The 19,181-nt window shown below is 73.4% G+C and carries 15 protein-coding genes and 1 pseudogene; 8 read left to right on the forward strand and 8 right to left on the reverse strand.

Annotated features, from left to right (window positions below):
* Positions 1-224 precede the first annotated feature (224 nt).
* The 3 genes from ACFYPH_RS02665 to ACFYPH_RS02675 all read left to right on the forward strand — a co-directional run bounded on the left by ACFYPH_RS02665 (position 225) and on the right by ACFYPH_RS02675 (position 2,458).
* Positions 225-950: a hypothetical protein gene (locus tag ACFYPH_RS02665; RefSeq protein ID WP_387178375.1), complete on the forward strand. Its 726-nt coding sequence runs from the start codon at positions 225-227 to the stop codon at positions 948-950.
* 67 nt (positions 951-1,017) lie between these two features.
* Positions 1,018-1,284, forward strand: coding sequence for a hypothetical protein (locus tag ACFYPH_RS02670; protein ID WP_354863207.1), 267 nt, complete (start codon positions 1,018-1,020; stop codon positions 1,282-1,284).
* A 106-nt stretch (positions 1,285-1,390) separates the two neighbouring features.
* Positions 1,391-2,458 (forward strand): adenosine deaminase, encoded by a 1,068-nt coding sequence (locus ACFYPH_RS02675; RefSeq protein WP_354863206.1) that lies wholly within the window; start codon positions 1,391-1,393, stop codon positions 2,456-2,458.
* 46 nt (positions 2,459-2,504) lie between these two features.
* On the opposite strand, the gene ACFYPH_RS02680 is transcribed toward ACFYPH_RS02675, so the two are convergent.
* The gene (locus ACFYPH_RS02680; RefSeq protein ID WP_355068405.1) at positions 2,505-2,822 is read right to left on the reverse strand and encodes a hypothetical protein; all 318 of its coding nucleotides are present in this window, start codon (positions 2,820-2,822) and stop codon (positions 2,505-2,507) included.
* Positions 2,823-3,324: 502 nt separating this feature from the next.
* Between ACFYPH_RS02680 and ACFYPH_RS02685 the strand changes: the two genes are divergently transcribed.
* From ACFYPH_RS02685 to ACFYPH_RS02700, 4 genes are all read left to right on the forward strand, one after another.
* Entirely contained in the window at positions 3,325-7,002 is a 3,678-nt protein-coding gene (locus tag ACFYPH_RS02685; protein ID WP_387178379.1) for a nitrate- and nitrite sensing domain-containing protein, read from the forward strand.
* Positions 6,999-7,403, forward strand: coding sequence for a roadblock/LC7 domain-containing protein (locus ACFYPH_RS02690; protein WP_007455462.1), 405 nt, complete (start codon positions 6,999-7,001; stop codon positions 7,401-7,403). The genes ACFYPH_RS02685 and ACFYPH_RS02690 overlap by 4 nt, the downstream gene beginning before the upstream one ends.
* 98 nt (positions 7,404-7,501) lie before the next feature.
* The gene (locus tag ACFYPH_RS02695) at positions 7,502-7,879 is read left to right on the forward strand and encodes a DUF742 domain-containing protein (RefSeq protein WP_030329021.1); all 378 of its coding nucleotides are present in this window, start codon (positions 7,502-7,504) and stop codon (positions 7,877-7,879) included.
* A 1-nt stretch (position 7,880) separates the two neighbouring features.
* Positions 7,881-8,474, forward strand: coding sequence for an ATP/GTP-binding protein (locus ACFYPH_RS02700; RefSeq protein WP_112725982.1), 594 nt, complete (start codon positions 7,881-7,883; stop codon positions 8,472-8,474).
* A 267-nt stretch (positions 8,475-8,741) separates the two neighbouring features.
* Here ACFYPH_RS02700 and ACFYPH_RS02705 read toward each other — a convergent pair whose 3' ends face one another.
* Positions 8,742-11,159 (reverse strand): transposase, encoded by a 2,418-nt coding sequence (locus ACFYPH_RS02705; protein WP_387179325.1) that lies wholly within the window; start codon positions 11,157-11,159, stop codon positions 8,742-8,744.
* 39 nt (positions 11,160-11,198) lie between these two features.
* Entirely contained in the window at positions 11,199-12,170 is a 972-nt protein-coding gene (locus ACFYPH_RS02710; RefSeq protein ID WP_354861590.1) for a DNA primase, read from the reverse strand.
* A 160-nt stretch (positions 12,171-12,330) separates the two neighbouring features.
* Between ACFYPH_RS02710 and ACFYPH_RS02715 the strand changes: the two genes are divergently transcribed.
* On the forward strand, positions 12,331-12,672 hold the full coding sequence (locus ACFYPH_RS02715; RefSeq protein WP_363938007.1) for a helix-turn-helix transcriptional regulator: 342 nt from the start codon (positions 12,331-12,333) through the stop codon (positions 12,670-12,672).
* A gap of 15 nt (positions 12,673-12,687) precedes the next feature.
* Here the strand turns inward: ACFYPH_RS02715 and ACFYPH_RS02720 are convergent, their stop codons facing one another.
* The 5 genes and pseudogenes from ACFYPH_RS02720 to ACFYPH_RS02740 form a co-directional block, all read right to left on the reverse strand.
* Complete coding sequence (locus tag ACFYPH_RS02720) at positions 12,688-13,365, reverse strand: permease prefix domain 1-containing protein (protein WP_363938009.1); 678 nt, start codon at positions 13,363-13,365, stop codon at positions 12,688-12,690.
* 68 nt (positions 13,366-13,433) lie between these two features.
* Positions 13,434-15,173, reverse strand: a pseudogene (gene cydC, locus ACFYPH_RS02725) (thiol reductant ABC exporter subunit CydC); the annotation flags it as partial.
* 47 nt (positions 15,174-15,220) lie between these two features.
* On the reverse strand, positions 15,221-16,897 hold the full coding sequence (gene cydD / locus ACFYPH_RS02730) for a thiol reductant ABC exporter subunit CydD (protein WP_387178384.1): 1,677 nt from the start codon (positions 16,895-16,897) through the stop codon (positions 15,221-15,223).
* On the reverse strand, positions 16,894-17,901 hold the full coding sequence (locus ACFYPH_RS02735) for a cytochrome d ubiquinol oxidase subunit II (RefSeq protein ID WP_354861582.1): 1,008 nt from the start codon (positions 17,899-17,901) through the stop codon (positions 16,894-16,896). Before ACFYPH_RS02735 ends, cydD begins: the two co-directional genes overlap by 4 nt.
* A 20-nt stretch (positions 17,902-17,921) precedes the next feature.
* Complete coding sequence (locus ACFYPH_RS02740; RefSeq protein ID WP_387178388.1) at positions 17,922-19,175, reverse strand: cytochrome ubiquinol oxidase subunit I; 1,254 nt, start codon at positions 19,173-19,175, stop codon at positions 17,922-17,924.
* Between the last annotated feature and the right edge of the window lie 6 nt (positions 19,176-19,181).

Raw genomic sequence — 19,181 nt, forward strand, 5'->3', positions numbered from 1 at the left:
TCGGGCCGAGAGTCGGCGCGTGCTGCGTTGAGTGTCGGCCGCCCAACGGAGGTCGGTGAGCTGCGCGGTCAGCGCCGGACACGATGCCCGACATAACCAATCTGTCTATTAAATACTATTTCAACTTGATGAATAGCGAAATTACCGATGAGTCGTCATGGTCGAACGAGATCCAATTAGCTTGCTAGCCTCCGATCGTCATTACTTGAGACATGGGGTTGTACATGCGCATTGACCGCTCCTTAAGCCGAACGCTGCTCGCCGCATTTGTGGCTGGTGTCGCCGTGGTCGGCCTCTCCACCCCGGCATACGCCGAGGACGACGCCCACGCGACCGCCCTGGCGGCTGCCACCGCGGCTCTGCAGACGTCCGCGTCGAGCACGGGGCTGACCGTGGACTGGGCAATCCTAGCGACGCTGTCCACCGAGGAACTGCTTGCGATCCCGGAATCCGTCCCGACGGATCCGGACGGCATCGAGTTGCAGGATCCCGACCCGGTCGAGTCCGGCGCGCTCGGTCAGCCGCCGGCCGACTGGCCGACTCCGGACGGCGCGGGCTCCGCGTCCGGCGGCGATAGCTGCAAGACCAACGGCGCCACCCTCTATTTCAAGGGTGGGGTCACCAGGGCGAAGCTGTGGAGGTTCACCGAGTCCGTCTATTACTGCTACAACTACGGCAGGCGCACCATCACGCGCATCTCTACGCCGGACACCGCCGGTTACATCTACGGCCCGGGTCAGGTGCAGGGCTGGAAGTACCGTGGCGTCAGGAGCGGCCCCAACAACGTCAAGCACACCGATCTCTACGGGGTTTCCTACTACACCAGTTACGTGCAGGCGCAGTTCGAGCTCTGCACCGTGCGTCTGGCGTGCGTCGCCGAGAGTGACCCGTGGATCCGGCTCTACAGCTACCGCGACGGCTCGGTGCGGGCCGAGAAGGGCGGGGTGTGAGCGCGCTCCGGGATGCCTGACGCCGGACCGTCGTAGACTCGGAAAGACCGGGAAGAGGAGGGTGACGATGACCGCGGAACGCGTCGAGGTGCCGCCCCGATTGGATCGGCAGCGTCGGTTCACCGTGGTGGCCGTCTGCTGCGTCGTGCTCGCCACGTTGGTCGCCAGCGCACCCGGCGGTGCGGTCGTGTCCCTGGTCCTGTTCGTGCTGGCCGCTCGTCGGCAGGCACCGAGGGCGTTGCGGTGGAGCCTCGGCGTGAGCTCCGCCGTGCTGGCGGCGCTCAGCCTGCTCGTGCTGGCCGACGCCGGATTCGGCTTTACCGCTCTCGCATAGCGCGGCGGTGCGGGAGCCCGGCTGCCCGGGAGCCCGCACCGCTGGCGCGGGCGGCGGCAGCGGCACCACCGCCCGTATCCGGCTCAGGCATGACTAGGGTCGGAGCATGGCAATCCGGTACGAGGACATCGTCAAGGTCCCGAAGGCGCTGCTGCACGACCACCTCGACGGCGGGCTGCGGCCGGCGACGATCGTCGAGCTGGCCGCGGAGGTGGGGCACGAGCTGCCCACCACCGACCCGGAGGCGCTCGGACGCTGGTTCGTCGAAGCCGCCGACTCCGGGTCGCTGGAGCGTTACCTGGAGACGTTCGCGCACACCGTGGCGGTCATGCAGACCGGGCCGGCGCTGCGCCGGGTGGCGCGGGAGTGCGCGCTGGACCTGGCCGCCGACGGGGTCGTCTACGCCGAGGTGCGGTTCGCCCCCGAGCAGCACCTGGAACGGGACCTGAGCCTGGACGAGGTGGTCGAGGCCGTGCTGGCCGGGTTCGCCGAGGGCGCCGCCCAGGCCGTCGAGGCCGGCCTGACCATCCGGGTGGGCACCCTGCTCACCGCCATGCGGCACGCGGCGCGCTCACAGGAGATCGCCGAGTTGGCCGTGCGGCACCGCGACGCGGGGGTGGTCGGCTTCGACATCGCCGGCGCCGAGGCGGGCTTCCCGCCCACCCGGCACCTGGACGCCTTCGAATACCTGCAGCGCGAGAACTTCCACTTCACGATCCACGCCGGTGAGGCGTTCGGGCTTCCGTCGATCTGGCAGGCGATCCAGTGGTGCGGCGCGGACCGGCTCGGTCACGGCGTACGGATCGTGGACGACATCGCCCCCGACGGCGCGCTGGGCCGGCTGGCCGCGTACGTGCGGGACAAGCGGATCCCGTTGGAGCTCTGCCCCTCGTCGAACGTGCAGACCGGCGCGGTGGCCTCGATCGCCGACCATCCGATCGGGCTCCTGCGCGACCTGCGGTTCCGGGCCACCGTCAACACCGACAACCGGCTGATGAGCGGCACCTCCATGTCGCGGGAGATGTCGCTGCTGGTGGAGACGTTCGGCTACGGCTGGCGCGAGCTGCAGTGGTTCACCATCAACGCGATGAAGAGCGCCTTCATCCCGTTCGACGAGCGACTGCGGATCATCGACGAGGTGATCAAGCCGGCGTACGCCAAGCTGCTGCCCTGAGGGGGCCTCGGCCCTGCGGGTGGCCTCCTCGGCTCTGCGGGCGCCCTCAGCCCCGCGGGTGGCCTTCGCGGCCGTGCGGGTGGTGGCCGGCGAGCAGGCCGGCCACCCGGCGCAGCACCTCCCGGGCGCGGGCCGCCTCGGCGCCCAGCCCCATCTGCCGGCGCAGCACCGCGGGCTCCGCCCGCAGCAGGGCCACCCCGCGCCGGACCAGCACCCGGGGCGCCTTGCGCTGCTCGGACAGGTCGCGGGCCAGCCGGCGCAGGAAGGTCGCCCCGCGCGGACGGCGCAGCGCGTACGCCCCGGCGAGCAGCCCGCGGCGGCGGCACTCCTCGACGATCTCGGCGGCGAAAATCCCTTCGGCCACGAAAAGTGGCGATCCGTCGACATCAAATGGCCGGGTGGCCACCCGTCGATCCGCGCCGATCGCATAAACCGGCACATCGGCACGGCCCTCGCGGGCGAGTCGAGCAATCGTTTCGACGGCGGTCAGGGCGTCCCAGGACTGCGGTGATTCCCAATCGACCTGGCCGTTTCGGCGCGGCAACGTAGGGTCATCGCCGTCCTTGTAGAAGTCGTCCAAACACAGCACCGGCAACCCGGTTTGCTGCGCTATGTACGACTTTCCGGAGCCTGAGGGGCCGGCGAGCAGGACAACGCGGTGGGGATGTTCCATTACCTTCAGTTACTCCGGCCAGACGGACTGCTATCAAATCGCATCAACATCTCATCACACCTTCGGCCGGTGACAACCTGGGCTTTCTTCTTGCCGACCGGCGTGATGGAATCTCGGGGGTCCGACCCGCCGGGTCGGTCGCTGGGCGTTGCCCGGGGCAACGCGTTCAAGCTGTAATCGCGAGGGCGGTGACGTGAGCAAACGGCCAAAGACGGCGGGCTCCTTCCTGTCGCGGCTGCGCCGGCCGGCCAGTCGGCTTCGGGACATGCCGATCTGGTCCAAGCTCGGTCTCATCATGATCGTGCCGACCATCGCCACGGTCGTCGTGGGCACCAGTGGTCTCGTCGACCACCTGGACACGCTCAACAATGCCAACCGAGCCGGCGACCTGGCCAACCTGTCGAGCTATTCGGGTGACCTGGTCGACACGCTGCAGGACGAGCGGACCACCGCCGTGCTGCTGCTGCAGGCCACGGGGACGCAGCCGAAGGCGCAGTACCAGGAGGCCTACAACCGGGTCAACTCCCGGGTCGACCAGGCGACGGGCCCGTACCGGCAGCAACGGGGCGACGTCGAGGACCTGCCGGGCAGCCTCGAGGGTCTGCTCGACGGCATCGACCAGAACCTGCAGGAGCTGCCGGGCGTCCGCAGTCAGGTGTTCAACGGCAAGCTGAAGCTCGCCGAGGCCATCCAGGCGTACGAGGGTCTGATCAACGACCTGCTCGCCATCCGTGACTCGGCCACCCAGCTCGCCGGCGACAACGACCTGAGCGACCGGATGCGCGCCGCCGCGGCGGTCGCCCGGGAGAAGGAGTTCCTCGCCGTCCGCCGGGTCGTCGTCCACCGCGCGCTGGGCGTGCAGGGCGGCCAGCGGCTGACCCCGGCGCTGCGCACCGACTACATCGCCAGCGGCACCGGCCAGCAGCAGGCTCTGCAGAGCTTCAAGGCGGTCGCGAGCCCCGACGAGGCGAAGTACCACGACCAGACGGTCGCCGGCGGTGACCGCCGCGAGGCGCAGAACTACACCGGCTGGATCGACGGCAACACCACCGGCGACATGCGTGGCGCCCCGTTCGGCCCCGACCAGTGGGACTCGGCCATGACGGCCAACGCCAAGCTGATCCGCGCCGTCGAGACGAAGCTCGACGGGGACGTGGTCGCCGAGGCCGACAACCTGCGCTCGGACGTCCAGCGCCAGGTGTTCCTGGAGACCGGCCTGCTGCTCAGCATGCTGCTGCTGGCCATCCTCTTCGCGTACCTGGTCGCCCGCTCGATGGCCCGTTCGCTGCGTGAGCTGCGTCAGGGCGCCCTCTCCGTCGCCCAGTACGGGCTGCCGCAGGCGGTGGCCCGACTCCGTGACCCGCAGGTCGTCGGGCAGCTCTCCCCGGTGCAGCTGGCCAACCAGATCGCCGAGCCGCTGCCGGTCCGCAGCAAGGACGAGTTCGGCCAGGTGACCGAGGCGTTCAACGCCGTTCACCTGGAAGCCGTCCGGACGGCCGCCGAGCAGGCGGCCCTGCGCGCCTCCGTCGCGACCATGTTCGTCAACCTGGCCCGTCGTTCGCAGATCCTGGTCGACCGCCTCATCGGGCACCTCGACCGACTGGAGCGCGGCGAGGAGGACCCGGACCGGCTGGCCGAGCTGTTCCAGCTCGACCACCTGGCCACCCGGATGCGCCGCAACGACGAGAACCTGCTCGTTCTCGCGGGCGCCGACTCCACCCGCGTGCAGCGTGAGCCGGCCGCGCTCATCGACGTGCTGCGCGCGGCGCAGTCCGAGGTCGAGCACTACACCCGGATCGAGTTCGGGGTCATCGACCGCGACATCGAGGTCGCCGCGCACGCGGTCAACGATCTGGTGCACCTCATCGCCGAGCTGTTCGACAACGCCACCGCGTTCTCCCCTCCGGACTCGCAGGTCATGGTCGAGGCCCGCCGGGTCGGTGACCGCGCCTCGCTGTACGTGGAGGACCGCGGCATCGGCATCAGCCGCGAGCAGCTGCACGAGCTCAACGACAAGCTCGCGACGCCGCCGCAGGTGGACGTGGCTGTCTCCCGGATGATGGGCCTGGTCGTGGTCGCCCGCCTGGCGTCGCGGCACGGCGTCCGCGTCGAGCTGCGCCCCGGCGCCGACCGCGGCACGGTCGCCGACGTGACCCTGCCCACCTCGGTGCTGGTGCCCCGCGCGCTCGCCGGCCGGGTGCAGCAGCCGCCGGCCCTGCCCGCGGCCGGCCCGCAGCACGGTGGGCCCGCGCCGGTCCTCGGCGCGCTGCCCGCGCTGGGCAACGGACCCCGCCCCGGCGAGTCCGGCAACCAGGTCACGCTGGGCGGCCGGCCGTTCGACCCGGCCTCGCGCAACGGCGCCGGCACGCCCGCCAACACCGGTGCGTATCGTTCGATGCCCGCCTGGTCGGACCTGACCGGCGCGAGCGCGAGCAACGGGGTCAACGGCGGCGACGGGTTCGCGCCCCGGACGGCCAACGGCCAGCCCATCGACCCGCTGCCGCAGCGGCGGGCCGGCGACGAGCCGACGACCACCGGCCAGCAGCCGGCCATTCCCCGGCAGTTGCCCAGCAGCCCGGAGGTGCACCCGTACTCCGCGCCGCCGGTCTCCGCGCAGCCCTACTCCGGTGCGCCGGTCTCCGCCTCGCCGGCGTCCGGTCAGCCGTACTCCGGTCAGCCGTACTCCGGTCAGCCCTACTCGGGTGCGCCGTACGGCAGCCCGCCGGTGTCCGCCGCTCCGGCCTCCGGCCAGCCGTACGCCGGTCCGCCGGTGTCCGCGTCGCCGGTCTCGGCCTCCCCGGCGTCCGGTCAGCCGTACTCGGCGCCCCCGGCCTCCGGCCAGTCGTTCAGCGGCTTCACGCCCCGGTCCGCCCCGCCCGCTCCGGCGCCCAGCGCCCCGGCGCCGCCGGCCTGGCCGCCGGTGCCCGGCGGCGAGCGGGACACGCAGACCCCGCCGGTGCCCGAGCGGCTCGCCGCCGCCCTGGACATGACGACGGAGCTGCCCCGGGTGCCGCGCCCCGGCGACCAGCCGAGCACCGCGGCCCAGCCGCCGGCTCCGGCGCCCCAGGCTCAGCAGGTCCGCGCCCCGCAGGCTCCGGCTCAGCAGGCTCCGGCCCCGCAGGCCCAGGCTCAGCAGGCCCAGGCGTCGCGTCCGCCGGCGCAGACCCGCCCGGCACCGCAGCAGCCGCAGGCCCAGAACCGCCAGCGGTACGCGGACGAGACCATGGAGCTGCCGATCTTCCGGGAGCTCGAGTCCGCCTGGTTCCGTACCCGCCGTCCGGGTCCGGAGGAGGCCGCGGCCGGCGACAAGCCGGCGGCGAACGGCGGTGGCGGTGACGCGACCCAGCAGTTCGCGGCGGTCGAGGCCACCGGTCGGGCAGTCCACAAGACATCACCCGGGACGACAGGTAACACGCCGATGGCAGACACTCCGACGGCCGGAGGAGCGCCGCAGGACAACGGGTCGACAGCGAACGCGGGCGCACGCCCCGGCCTCACCGAGAGCCTGCCGAACCGCCGGCCCCAATCGCAGACCAACGGCTGGCAGACCGCCGCCGACGACGGCTGGCGTGCCGCCTCGGCAGCGGCCACGGCGGCGCCGGTCAACGAGACCACCACGACCGGTCTGCCGAAGCGCAAGCCGATGGCGCAGCTGGTGCCGGGCGCGGTGGAGAAGCCCACCACCTCGGTCCAGCGACGTTCCCCGGAGGCGGTCCGTGGCCTGCTCTCCGCCTACCACCGGGGCGTGCAGCGAGGGCGTAGCACCTCGGACAACCCGACCAGCCCGGAGGCGACTCCGGGAGGGCAGCAATCCTCGCAGTCTGGCTCAGGCCCAGCGGCCGGGAGCGGGCAGAAGGAGCAAGAAGGATGACAACTACGCAGGATCTTGGTTGGCTGCTGGCCAACTTCGCCGACCGGGTGCCCGGTGTCGCACATGCGGTCGCCGTCTCGGCGGACGGCCTGCTCCTCGCGTCGTCACGGGACCTGCCGCGGGACCGGGCAGACCAGCTCGCCGCGATCGCGTCCGGTCTGGTCAGCCTGACCCAGGGGGCAGCCCGCTGCTTCGAGGGAGGCGCGGTGCTCCAGACCGTCGTGGAGATGGACAATGGCTTCCTGTTCCTGATGTCCATCTCGGATGGTTCGTCCTTCGCCGTGCTGGCGGCCCGCAGCTCCGACGTCGGGCAGGTCGGCTACGAGATGGCACTACTGGTCGACCGGGTGGGCGACGCCCTGACCCCGCAGCCGCGTGCGGCCGCGGGCATGCTGGGCTGACGCCTCGCCGATCGTGTGGTCGGCGCAACTAAAACGACAAGAACGACGAGTTCCACCGGTGGGAGCCGGTACGGGGTGCGAAGGAGGTGAGCGGCGACATGGCCGATCGTGACGAACCGACCGGAGCGTTGGTCCGTCCATACGCCGTGACCCGTGGTCGAACCCGTCCCCGGCTCGACATCGCGCTGGAGGCGCTCGTCGAGACGACGGTGCGCGGTCGGGCCGCTGCCAATGGCAACGGCGGCCAGGGCCGCGAACACCAGTACATCGCCGCGCTGTGTGACGGACGCGTGCAATCGCTCGCCGAGATCGCGGCGCGGATGCAGCTCCCGCTCGGTGTGGCCCGGGTGCTCATCGCCGACATGGCGACGGACGGCCTGGTCGCGGTCCACGAGCCGACCATCCTGGACGACTCCGACGACGCGGTGGGCACTGAACTGCTGGAGAGGGTGCTGAGTGGACTTCGCAGGCTCTGACATGTCGCACCGCCCACCGAACCCGAGTGGGCGCGTGACGTCGGCGAAGATCGTTATCGCCGGTGGATTCGGCGTCGGTAAGACGACGCTGGTCGGCTCGGTCTCGGAGATCACGCCGCTGACCACCGAGGCCATCATGACCTCCGCTGGCGTGGGCGTCCACGACACCCGGCAGGTGCCGGGCAAGACGACGACCACGGTGGCCATGGACTTCGGCCGGATCTCGATCGACCGTGACCTGATCCTGTACCTGTTCGGTACGCCGGGTCAGACCCGATTCTGGTTCATGTGGGACGAACTGGTGCGGGGCGCGATCGGCGCGGTCGTGCTGGTGGACACCCGCCGGCTGGCCGACTGCTTCGCGGCGATCGACTTCTTCGAGCACCGGCGGCTGCCGTACCTGGTGGCCATCAACTGCTTCGACGGGATGCAGTACCACGACCCGCAGGACGTCCGGGACGCCTTGGCGATCTCGAGCGACGTGCCGGTCGTGGCCTGCGACGCCCGTAACCGGGAGTCGACGAAGCACGTGCTGATCTCGCTGGTCGAGTACGTGCTCACCATGCGCCGTACGCGCGCCGTCGCCCCGGCCTGATCGGGACGCTCTCGCGCCCGGTGGTGGCCCTGGCCGCCACCGGGCGCTGAATGCTGCCCGGGGCGGGTACGGCTCCGCCCAAGAGATCTTGGAAGGTGTCCGGCCCTTCGGGGCGGGTTCCTTCCAGGATCTCTTGCGTTGGCGCGCGGTCGTTCGGGCCGCCCTACCCGCGTGTGCGCGGGCCGGTCTGGTTGGCCCCTGAACGCACTTCCGCCCCCAGCCGGTGTACGGCTGAGGGCGGAAGGAACGCGTACGGGAGAGAGTCGCTCAGGACTGGTAGCCGGCGGAGCGGTACTCGTACTCCCGGTCGTCGTCGCGGTCCCCGTGGTCGCGGCTGAAGTCCCAGCCGCCGGCGGCCTCCCGGCCCGGTCGGCCGCCCACCGCGAACCCGCCGATCTCCTGCCCGCGACGCCAGCCGCGGAAGTAGCCGGTGGTGTTCTCCGCGAGGCTCGCCGCATCGCGCACTATCCGCAGTGGGCGCTCCTCGCGCAGCGGGGAACCCGGGACCAGATTGGCCTGCGGGACGCGCTTCGGCAGCCCGGCGTTGGTCTCGGCGCCCACCGCGGGGCGGGCTGCCTGCTCGGCGGCCTGCCACCCGGTGTCGGCCGTGGTCGACCAGTCCAGGTCGGACTCCTCCTCGGTGTGCCCGACGAACCACGCCGACTTGGCCTGCGCGAAGATCAGCAGATCACCGTCGCCCTCGTCGGCCACCGGCGGCGGTCGGTGCTCGACCGGCGGCGGTCGGTGCTCGACCGGGGGAGGCGGCCGGTGCTCGGCGGCCCGCTCGACGCGGGGCGCCTGACGGTTGTTGCGGGCGGCCTGCTCCCGGTCGACCAGCCGCAGCGGCGGCGTCTCCAGTCGGGGGTCACCGGGGGGCGGGTTGAGCCCCTCCCGCAGTGCCCGGTCCGCCAGCGGCGGTGGCTCGACCAGCCGCAGCATGGGCGGCTCCTGGGGCAGGTCGTCGGCCAGCCAGGGCGGCGTGACCCGACCATCGGCCCGACCCGGGTCGGTCGGGGCGTCGACGCGGTTGCCGCCGTACGAGTAGGCGACGGGGTTGTTCGGCGAACTGTCGGCCGGGTCTTCCGGGTTGTTGACCAGGGGCCAGTTCGCCCGGGAACCCGGGGGCGCCGCCGGCTCCTGACCCGGCCGGGGAGCGGGCACCGGGATGCTGAGGTCGGTGGCGCTGAACCCGCCGGTGGGCGGCTCCTCGACCGGCCGCTGCACGTGACTCTGCCGCTCGCCGTTGGTCTTCGGGCGGGGCGGAATGACCGTGCGCTGCCGCTCGGCCCGCGCGTGGTTGATCGCGGCGGTGGTGAGGGTCGGCCGGAACGGCTCGCCCGCCTCGGCCGGCGGCACGGTGCCCCGCTGAGCCGGCGCGATGGGGGTGATCCCCGGCGGCGGGGGCGGCGGCGAGGAGACCGGCCGGTTGGTCGGGCCGTCGATCCGGCTCGGGATGGGCTCGGCACGCCCGGGAGGCGCGGACACCGGCGGGCCGGCGACCGCAGCCGGTGCGATCGGCGCGGGTGCGATCGGCGGAGGGGTGACCGGAGCGGGGGCGACCGGCGGCGGCCCGAGTGGGCGCGGCGACGCCAGCGGGGCGCTGCCCGGTGCCGGCTCGGGTCGGCTGCGTCGGCCGGTGACGGGTGTGGGCTCGGCGGCGATCGGGTTCGGTCGGACGGAGCGCAGGCCGGCGCCGGTGCCGGCGAGGCCGGTCAGCTCGCCGACCGACTCGCCACGACGGGCGGCGGCCCGTCGGCCGGGGGCCGGGGCGGGCGTGCTGACCCGGGCGCTGAGCGCGCTGACGAGTGCCTCGCAGCCGGCGTCGCAGGCCCGTACGGAGGCGACGGCCTGCCGGACGGTCTCGGCCACGGCAGAGGTGAGCGCCCGGTTGACGGCGGCGCGGCGCGGCGTCTCCGAGATGGCGACCCGCAGCGCGGTGACCGCCTCGTTGATCTCTTCGGCGTCGGCGACCCCGTCCGCCGCGAGATGCGCGGCGATGGCGTCCGCGGCGACGGACACCTCGCGGCCACGGGCGATGGTGCCGCCGAGCATGCCCGGCTCGGGCAGCGCGTCCAGCACGGCCAGCGACACCGGCTCGGCCGGATCCGGATAGGCGCGCAGCGCCGCCGGGTAGAGCTCCCGCAGCACCTCGCGCAGCGCCACGGCGGCGGAGTGCCGGCCGCTGGCCAGGGCGGCGTGCGCGGCGAGCACCTGCTTGTAGCCGGCGAGGTCCCGGGGAGCCGGCAGTGTGACGGCGGAGAGCGCGCCGGCCTGCAACGCGCGGGCCAGACCGACGGCCCGGCGCTCGGCCGGCGGCGACTGCATCTCCTCAAGCGAGTCGTCGTCGGCGAACCGCTCGGCGAAGTCGTCCACCGAGTCGTCGTCGGCGATCGCCAGGGGACGACCCGCCGCGCTCAACAGCGAGGTGACCGTGTGGTCGTCGCTGTCGGCGGCGATGGCCGCACCGCTCGGTCCGCCCGACCGCTCCACGAGCAGGGCGACGAGCTGGGCGTAGCCAGCCGCGTCGTCGCCGATCTCGCTGACATGCAGCAGACGGCCTGCGTCGTCGACCACAGCGGACGTCAGCGTCGAACCGGCCGAGGCCGGTCGGTCAGCCGGATCCGCCGAGGCCAGACCGCAGTACACGCGCACGAGCGCCACGGCGTCGTCCTCCTCCCGGGACAGGTCTTCCTACTGCCAGCAACTGATGCTCCCCGGTACGGGTCAGTCGCGCCAGTCCACCACCGCAGAGATCTTGCCGACAATGGTGCGCCAACCCAAACTCGCGGTCTGTGCCCCGATCTTCTTCAACCGTCGCCGGCCCATGAAGGCGCCGATCCCGCCGTTGGCCGTGGCCCGCAGCGCCTCGTCCAGGTCGTCGAGGCTGGAGCCGGCGGAGAGCATGTCCAGAACCGCAGGCAGGCGCAACGCGTACGACAGGTCGCGGGCGACCTCGCCGGCCTCGATCAGCAGGGTCGAATCCCAGCTGTCGTGACCGCCGCGCAGGTTCTCCACGACGAGGTCGAGTTCGTAGGTGTCCTCGTCGAGCGGCGCGATGTCGGCCGGCTCCACCCGTTCGGCCAATTCATTCCAGCTGTCCAGTTGGGACAGATCGTTGGGTGCGCCGGAGCGGATGAAACTGACAAGCGATTCGGGGGTCTTGAACAGCAGCAGCTTGCCCCGGTGGCTGAGGAAGACCGGCACCTCCTCGTCGTCCGCCTCGTCGGCGACGTCCTCGGCTTCGGCCTCGTCGTCGTCCGCGGTCGCGTCGGCGTCCGTGGCGCTGTCGCGGCGACGGCGGGACGGCTCGTCCTCGTCGCTGTCGGCGAACTCCTCGGCCAGCTCCTCGTCGAGGATGACGACGCTCTCGTCGTCCTCCTCCTCGATCACCTGCCGGCGGGCGAGGAACGGGTCGTCCTGGTCGCGCTCGGTCACGTCGGTCGGGGTCAGTGACCCGGCCGGCCGGTACGCCCGCAGCGTGAAGCCGGTGCCGGCGGGCAGGGCGATCTCCACCGGGTCGATCCGCAGCTCGTCCCAGAGCGACCGGTCGGCCGACGCGCGGGTGGTGTCGTCGGCCTCGTCGGCCTCGTCTGGCTCGGCCGGGCCGGTGGTGTCGTCGAGCTCGGGCTCGTCGGCGTCGGGCCGTTGGGGCGACTGGCGGGCCACGCTGACCTCCGTGTGCTTCGGGTTGCCCACCCGCCGGCGTCTCCGGCCGGCGAGTGACTCTGGGCACATACCCTAGTCGGCGGCTCGGGAAGCCCGGAGCCCGCACCCCGGTGGCCGGCCGAGAAACGTCTCGGGCCTGCGCGGGCGCGACGGTGGCGATCGGGGCGTTCGACAAGTAGCGTAACTACACATGAAGGCCCAGGCGCTGCACGGCCATCTCGACGCCCTTCTGCTCGCCGTTCTCGAACAGGGCGCGCTGCACGGGTACGCCATCATCGAGTCCCTGCGGGCGCGCAGTGACGGCAATCTCGACCTGCCCACCGGCACGATCTATCCGGCGCTGCGCCGGCTGGAGCGCGCCGGTCACGTGGCGAGCACCTGGAGCACGGTCAACGGTCGGGAGCGGCGGACCTACCAGCTCACCGACTCCGGCCGCCGCGCGTTGGCGGGCGAGCGCGCCGGATGGCAGGAGTTCCGCGTGACGGTCGGCCGGTTCCTCGACCCCGGCAGCCCGCCCGGCACCCCCGCCTGAGCGCTGGACGCCCGCTCAGCGGGAAGCGGCGGCCCGCAGCCAGCCGCGCGCGGCCCGGGTCAGGGAGAAGTACGCCGCACCCACCACCACCATGCCGACGATCATCGGCGGCCACGTCAGCGCCGCGTCCCACAGATCGATCGACCAGACGAAGAGAGACCCGCCGGCCACGATGCCGAGGACCAGCGTGCCGGTCAGGGCGGCGCCCACCGCGCGCTGCGCCGCCGCCAGGCCCGGTCGCGACGACCGGGCGCTCGCCCAGACCACCAGCAGGCCGGTCACGGCCAGCAGCAGCGCGCCGAGCCAGATCCAGTCGACCGAGGCGGACAGCAGCCGGTAGAGCGCCGGCGGCTGCGGACCCGCACTCCAGCTCGACCCGCGCCACGTCAGGTCACCGGCGGCCACCAGAACCCCGGCCACGGCCAGCATCCGCAGGGACAGGCCGCGCAGGGCGGCCACCGCCAGCTCCGCCTGCCAGGAGGGCAGCAACTGCGCCGGTGAGCCGAACTCGGCCACCGCCCGCAGCTGCGCCTCCGTGGGCGGCACACCACTCTCGCGGTACGCGTCGACGGCGTCCAGCAGGTCGTGCCGCGCCTCGGTGAGCAGGTCGGACTTCAGCCGCGCCGGCCCCTGAAGCCGGGACTCCAGCGCCCGCAGGTGCTCCTCGACCAGGAAGTCCTCAGCATGCCGCATGGCACCACCCTGCCACGGACGCGAGCGCCCTCACGTCGGGGAGAACCCTGGTCCGTCCCCGAAGCGGGTCAGGGAGCGAGGGCCAGGTACCCGCGCTCGGCGGCTTCCTGGAGAAGCCACTGGTCCCGGTACCAGCCGGGGGTCGCGACCAACTCGGCGTGCCGGCCGCGCTGGATCACCCGGCCGCCGTCGAGGACGACGATCTCGTCGAGGTCGGCCAGCCCGCTGAGCCGGTGACTGATCAGCAGGACCGAGTGCCCGGCGGGGGTTCCCGCGAGGGCGGAGGCGAGCACCGCGTCGGCGGCGGCCGGGTCCAGCCCCTCGGTGGGCTCGTCGAGCACCAGCACCGGTGGCGCGGCGAGCAGGGCCCGAGCGAGCGCGAGCCGTTGCCGCTGGCCGCCGGAGAGCTGGCCGCCCTCCTCGCCGACCAGGGTGTCCCAGCCGGCCGGCTGGGCGCGTACCCAGTCCAGCAGGCCGGCGGCCGCCATCGCGGCGGTCAGCTCGTCCTCGTCGGCCCCAGCCCGCCCGAGCAGCAGGTTCTCCCGGACCGTGGCATGGAAGACGTACGCCTCGGCGAGCAGCCCGCCGACGCTGCGGGGCAGTTCCTCCTCGGCGTACGTCCCCAGGTCGCGGCCGGCCAGGGTGACCTGGCCGGAGGTGGGCCGGACCGCCCCGGTCAGCACGGCGGCCAGGGTGCTCTTGCCGGCGCCACTCGGGCCGACGACCGCGATGCGCCGGCCAGCGGGCAGGTCCAGGCTCACCCGGTCCAACGCGGGTGCGGCGCCGGTCCGGTACCGCACGCTCACCTCGTCGAAGCGCAGGTCGTGCGGCTCGGCCCGGTCGGTCACTCGGGGAGCGGGCGGGGCACTGGGCGTGTCGACGTCGAGGAGGGCGGCCACCCGGGCCAGGCCGGGCCGCAGCTGGGTCCACTGCCGGGCGGCCGAGACCAGGGCCAGGGCCACCTCCACGGCGGCCAGGGTGCCGACGGCCAGCACCCCGACCAGGACGCCCGGCACGTTGGAGGCCAGCGCGACCAGCACCACCGCGGCGGCGGTCAGTCCGGCGGTCAACACCCCTGCGGCGTCCACCGCGAAGCCGGTGGCGGCCAGCCGGCGTTCCAGGCGGGCGAGCCGGTCGGCCCGCTGCTCGGCGGCGCGCAGCGCGGCGTCGGTCGCCCCGAACGCGGCCAGGTCGGCGGCGCCGTGGGTGAGGTCGACGGCGTCGGTGGCCAGCGCGCCGCGCAGCGGTGCCACCTCGGCCGCGCTGCGCCGGGTGACCGCGGTGGCCAGCGCCGGCAGCGCCACACCGGCGACCACCAGCCCGAGCGCGAGCACACCGGCGGACGGCGGCGAGATCAGCGCCGCCCCGGCCACCGCCAGCACCCCGACCAGGGCCGCCGCCGAGCCGGGCACCAGCACCCGCAGCAGCAGATCCTGGACCGCCTCGACGTCGGACACCAGCCGGCTCAGGACGTCCCCCGAGCGGTGTCGCGTGTCGCGACGGGCCGTGAGGGTGGCGAAGACCCGGGCCCGTACGTCGGTGATCATGCGGAGGACCGCGTCGTGCCCGGCGAGCCGTTCGGTGTAGCGGAACACGCCCCGGCTGATCGCCAGCGCCCGGACCGCGACGATCGCCACGGTGAGCCGGTCCAGCGGAGGCCGCCCGGCGGCGCTCATCAGCAGCCACGTCGCGGTGGCCATCAGGGCGATCCCGGCGAACTCGGTGGCGGCGGCGAGCAGCCCGGCGCCGGTCAGTCGACCCAGGTACGGGCGGGCCAGCCGCAGCACGGCGCGCTCGGCGCCGGCCCGTCCGGCCGATGTCACCCCAGCCGCGACCTCCGGCCCGTGTTCCGTGCTCATCGGGCCGCCTTTCCGATCGGTTCGGGCGTCAGCTCGGTGACCCGGCCGTCCTCGATGCGCAGGACCCGGTCGGCGTCGGTCAGCAGCGCCGGCCGGTGCGCCACCAGCAGCGCCGTCCGTCCGGCGACGAGCCGGCGGGTGGCGTCGAGCACCACCGCCTCGGCGGCCGTGTCCAGCCGCGCCGTGGGCTCGTCGAGCAGCACCACCGGGGCGTCGCGCAGGAACGCCCGGGCCAGTGCGACCCGCTGCCGCTGGCCGCTGGACAGGCCGTGCCCGCGCTCGCCGAGCAGCGTGTCCAGCCCCTCGGGCAGGCCGGCCACCACGTCGTCGAGGGCCGCGGCGCGCACCGCGGCGGCGAGCGCCTCGGGCGGGGTGTCCGGTGCGCCGAGCCGGATGTTGTCGGCCAGCGAGGTAGCGAAGAGGTGGGCGCGCTGCGGCACCCAGGCGAGCTGCCGACGCCAGGCGTCCGGGTCGGCGGTGGCGAGGTCGACGCCGTCGACGGTGATCCGGCCGCTGGTCGGGGTCACGAAGCCGAGCAGCAGACCGAGCAGGGTGCTCTTGCCGGCGCCGCTGGGCCCGATGATGGCGATCCGTTCGCCGGGTCGGATGCTCAGGGTCACGTCGCGCAGCGCGGTGGTCCGCTCGTACGCCACGGTCACGGCCTCGAACCGGATCTCACCGCGACCGTCCGGGATGGTCGCGCCCTCGGCGGCGCGGGGGGTGGCGGGCGCGGTTGAGACGGTGAGCGCCTCGTCCAGCGCGGTGAGCCCCTCCATGCTGGCGTGGAAGCGGCTGCCGGCGGCCCGCAGCGGCAGGTACGCCTCGGGGGTGAGCAGCAGCACCAGCAGCGCGGTGTGCAGGGCCAGCCCGCCGCCGAGCAGCCGGATGCCGACCGGCACCGCGACCAGGGCCACCGAGAGAGTGGCGACCAGCTCCAGCGCCAGCGCCGAGAGGAACGCGATCCGCAGCGTCTTCATGGTGGCGACCCGGTGCCCGTCGGCCATCCGGCGGACCACCTCGGTCTGCGCCCGGGCCCGGCCGAACGCGCGCAGGGTGGGCAGCCCGGCCACCATGTCCAGGAAGTGTCCGCCCAGCAGGGCCAGCCGACGCCACTGCCGCTCGGTGGCGGCCTGCGCCTGCCAGCCGAGGAGCGCGCCGAAGACCGGGATCAGCGGCAGCGTCAACGCGATGATCAGCGCCGAGCTCCAGTCGGCGACGACGATCCGGGCCAGCACGGCCACGGGCACCGTCACGCTGAGCACCAACTGCGGCAGATACCCGGTGAAGTAGGCGTCCAGCGCGTCCAGCCCACGCCCGGCCAGGGTGGCCAGCTCGCCGGCCCGCTGCCCCGCCACCCAGCCCGGCCCGTGCCGCCCCACCGCGCCGAGCAGGTCGGCCCGCAGCGTGGCCTTGACCGTGGCGGCGACCCGCGCGGAGACCGTGCCCTGTGCCCAGACCAGCGCCGACCGGGCGGCGACCGCGACCACGAGACCCGCCAGCGCCGGCCGGTTGAGCCGCCCGTCAAAGGCGGTGGCCAGCACCGCCGCCAGCGCGGTGGCCTGCGCGACGATCAACGCGGCGGCGAGCACGCCGAGGAGCGCGAGCACGGCAAGATCGCGCCGGGCCGCGGGGACCCGACGCAGCAGACGCGGGTCGAAGGGACGGCGGTTCACCAGTACACCGGTGCCCTGCCGTCGGTCCGTCCCCGGAAAACCCACCAGCACATCGCCTGGAAGCCTAGTAGGGCCGGCAGCAGCGGCAGCGCCACCCAGCCAAGCAGCCGCAGCGTCGGCGCGCTGGCGGCCGCGTCGGCCACCGTCAGCGAGGCGCCCGGGTCGGTCGTGGACACCAGCACGTAGGGCCAGAGAGCCGCGCCGACCAGCGCCACCGGCAGCGCCATTGCCGCGCCGGTGGCGATCAGGGCCCACCCGGGCCGCCGCCGCGCCAGCGCCGCGCGGGCCGCCAGCAGCGCCGCCACCAGCAACACCGGCAGGAGTACGGCCACCGCCGGTCGCCCGACGGCGTCGCGTACCCGCCAGGAGAGCAGGCCCACGACGGTGGCCACGGCGACCGCGCAGAGCGCCACCGGCACCAGCCGGCGGGCCGTGCGCCCGGCCACGGCGGCGGCGTCGGCCGGCAGTCGCAGCGTGAGGAAGGTCGCACCGTGCACCGCGGCCAGGGCGACCATGGTCAGCCCGGCCGTCGCCGCGAACGGGGTGGCCAGGTGCGACACCCCGGCGACGTGCCCGTCGGCCTGGCGGGGCACGCCCTGCAACAGCGCGGCCAGCACCACGCCCCAGCCCAGCGCGGCGAGCGCGCTGCCGACCACGATGACCCGGTCCCAGCGGGCGCGGACCCGCTCGTCGCTCGGCCGGCTGCGCAGTTGCACCCCGGCGGTGACCAGGATGACGCCGACCAGCGCGCCGGCGAACGCCGGGTAGCAGCCGGCGAGCAGCTCACCCTCCAGCACCGGGAAGGCGCCGAACAGGATGCCCACGGCGGCGACCAGCCAGACCTCGTTGCCGAGGAAGAACGGGCCGAGGGCGGTGAGCGCGGCCCGCCGCCCGGCCGGGGCGCCGCCCCGGGCGAGCAGCAACCCGACGCCGTAGTCGTAACCGGCGAGCACGAGGTAGCAGGCGAAGAAGAGGCCGAGAAGGACGTACCAGGCGAGATCCACGGGTGAGTCTCCTCAGTCGCTCAGGCGAGGGCGGGTTCGGGGTGGGCCGGCTCGCCGAGCGCTGCCGGTGGACGGCCGAGAGCCGGGTCGGCCGCGCCTCGTCCCGCGTGCCGGGCGAGCAGCACCCAGTTGGTGACGGCGAGGGTGCCCAGCAGCATGCTGAAGCCGATCAGCGAGGCGAGCATCACCGGCGTGCCGACGGGGGAGACCGCCTGCTCGGTGGGGAGCAGGCCGTACGCCACCCAGGGCTGGCGGCCGACCTCGCGGGCGATCCAGCCGAGGATCACCGCGACGAACGGCAACGGCACGGCGAGCAGGATGAGCCAGAGCGGGAAACGCAGCCGGACGATCCAGTCCCGGTAGAGCAGGGGCAGCAGGAACCACACGCAGCCGAGGGTGAAGCCGACCAGGATCATGAAGCCCAGCCCGACGCTGGCCAGGACCGGCGGGGTGTAGTCGCCGGGCCCGAACCGCGTGGTCCACTCGCCGATCAGCGCCTGCGCCTCGGGGCTGTCCGCGCCGAACTTGGTCGGCTGCACCGCGCCGACCGGGCCGAACTGGGCGAAGCCGAAGCCCTGCACCATCGTGATCGCCAGTGCCGCCGTGACCAGGCCGATGCGCAGCGAGGTGCGGAAGAGCGCGAAGTCGGGCGTACGCCGGATCAGGTGCCAGGCGCTGACGGCCGCCATCAGCATCCCGCCGACCAGGAGCGCCGCGGAGACCACGTGCCCGAACGCCATGCCGAGGCTGGGGTTGGTGAGCAGCGCGCCGAAGTCGGTGAGGTGGGCGATCCCGTCGCGGACCTCGTACCCGACCGGGTGTTGCAGCCAGGAGTTGGCCACCATGATCCAGAAGGCCGAGGCGTACGCGGTGAGCGCCACGCCCCACAGCAGCGCGAGGTGGACGCCCTTGCCGAGCCGGTGCCAACCGAAGATCCACATCCCGAGGAACGTGGACTCCAGGAAGAAGGCCACCAGCGTCTCGATCGCCAGCGGCGCGCCGAAGACGTTGCCGACGTAGCGCGACAGGCCGCTCCAGTTCAGCCCGAACTGGAACTCCATCACGATGCCCGTGGCGATGCCGAGCACGTAGTTGATCACGTAGAGCTGGCCCCAGAACCGGGTCAGTCGCTCCCACTTCGGGTTGCCGGTGAGCACCCAGGCGGTCTGCATCCCGACCAGCATCCCGACCAGCCCGAGCGTGACGACCACGAACAGGAAGTGGATCGACGTGGTGGTGGCGAACTGCAGGCGGGCGAGGAGCAGCGTGTCCATGGCCGG

Source organism: Micromonospora sp. NPDC005252, from assembly GCF_042872475.1.
Taxonomy (GTDB): domain Bacteria; phylum Actinomycetota; class Actinomycetes; order Mycobacteriales; family Micromonosporaceae; genus Micromonospora.

Coding starts and splice junctions, on each gene's coding strand:
- ACFYPH_RS02665 (WP_387178375.1), top strand. CDS start 225: ATGCGCATTGACCGCTCCTTAAGCCGAACGCTGCTCGCCGCATTTGTG.
- ACFYPH_RS02670 (WP_354863207.1), top strand. CDS start 1,018: ATGACCGCGGAACGCGTCGAGGTGCCGCCCCGATTGGATCGGCAGCGT.
- ACFYPH_RS02675 (WP_354863206.1), top strand. CDS start 1,391: ATGGCAATCCGGTACGAGGACATCGTCAAGGTCCCGAAGGCGCTGCTG.
- ACFYPH_RS02690 (WP_007455462.1), top strand. CDS start 6,999: ATGACAACTACGCAGGATCTTGGTTGGCTGCTGGCCAACTTCGCCGAC.
- ACFYPH_RS02695 (WP_030329021.1), top strand. CDS start 7,502: ATGGCCGATCGTGACGAACCGACCGGAGCGTTGGTCCGTCCATACGCC.
- ACFYPH_RS02700 (WP_112725982.1), top strand. CDS start 7,881: ATGTCGCACCGCCCACCGAACCCGAGTGGGCGCGTGACGTCGGCGAAG.
- ACFYPH_RS02715 (WP_363938007.1), top strand. CDS start 12,331: ATGAAGGCCCAGGCGCTGCACGGCCATCTCGACGCCCTTCTGCTCGCC.
- ACFYPH_RS02720 (WP_363938009.1), bottom strand. CDS start 13,365: ATGCGGCATGCTGAGGACTTCCTGGTCGAGGAGCACCTGCGGGCGCTG.
- ACFYPH_RS02740 (WP_387178388.1), bottom strand. CDS start 19,175: ATGGACACGCTGCTCCTCGCCCGCCTGCAGTTCGCCACCACCACGTCG.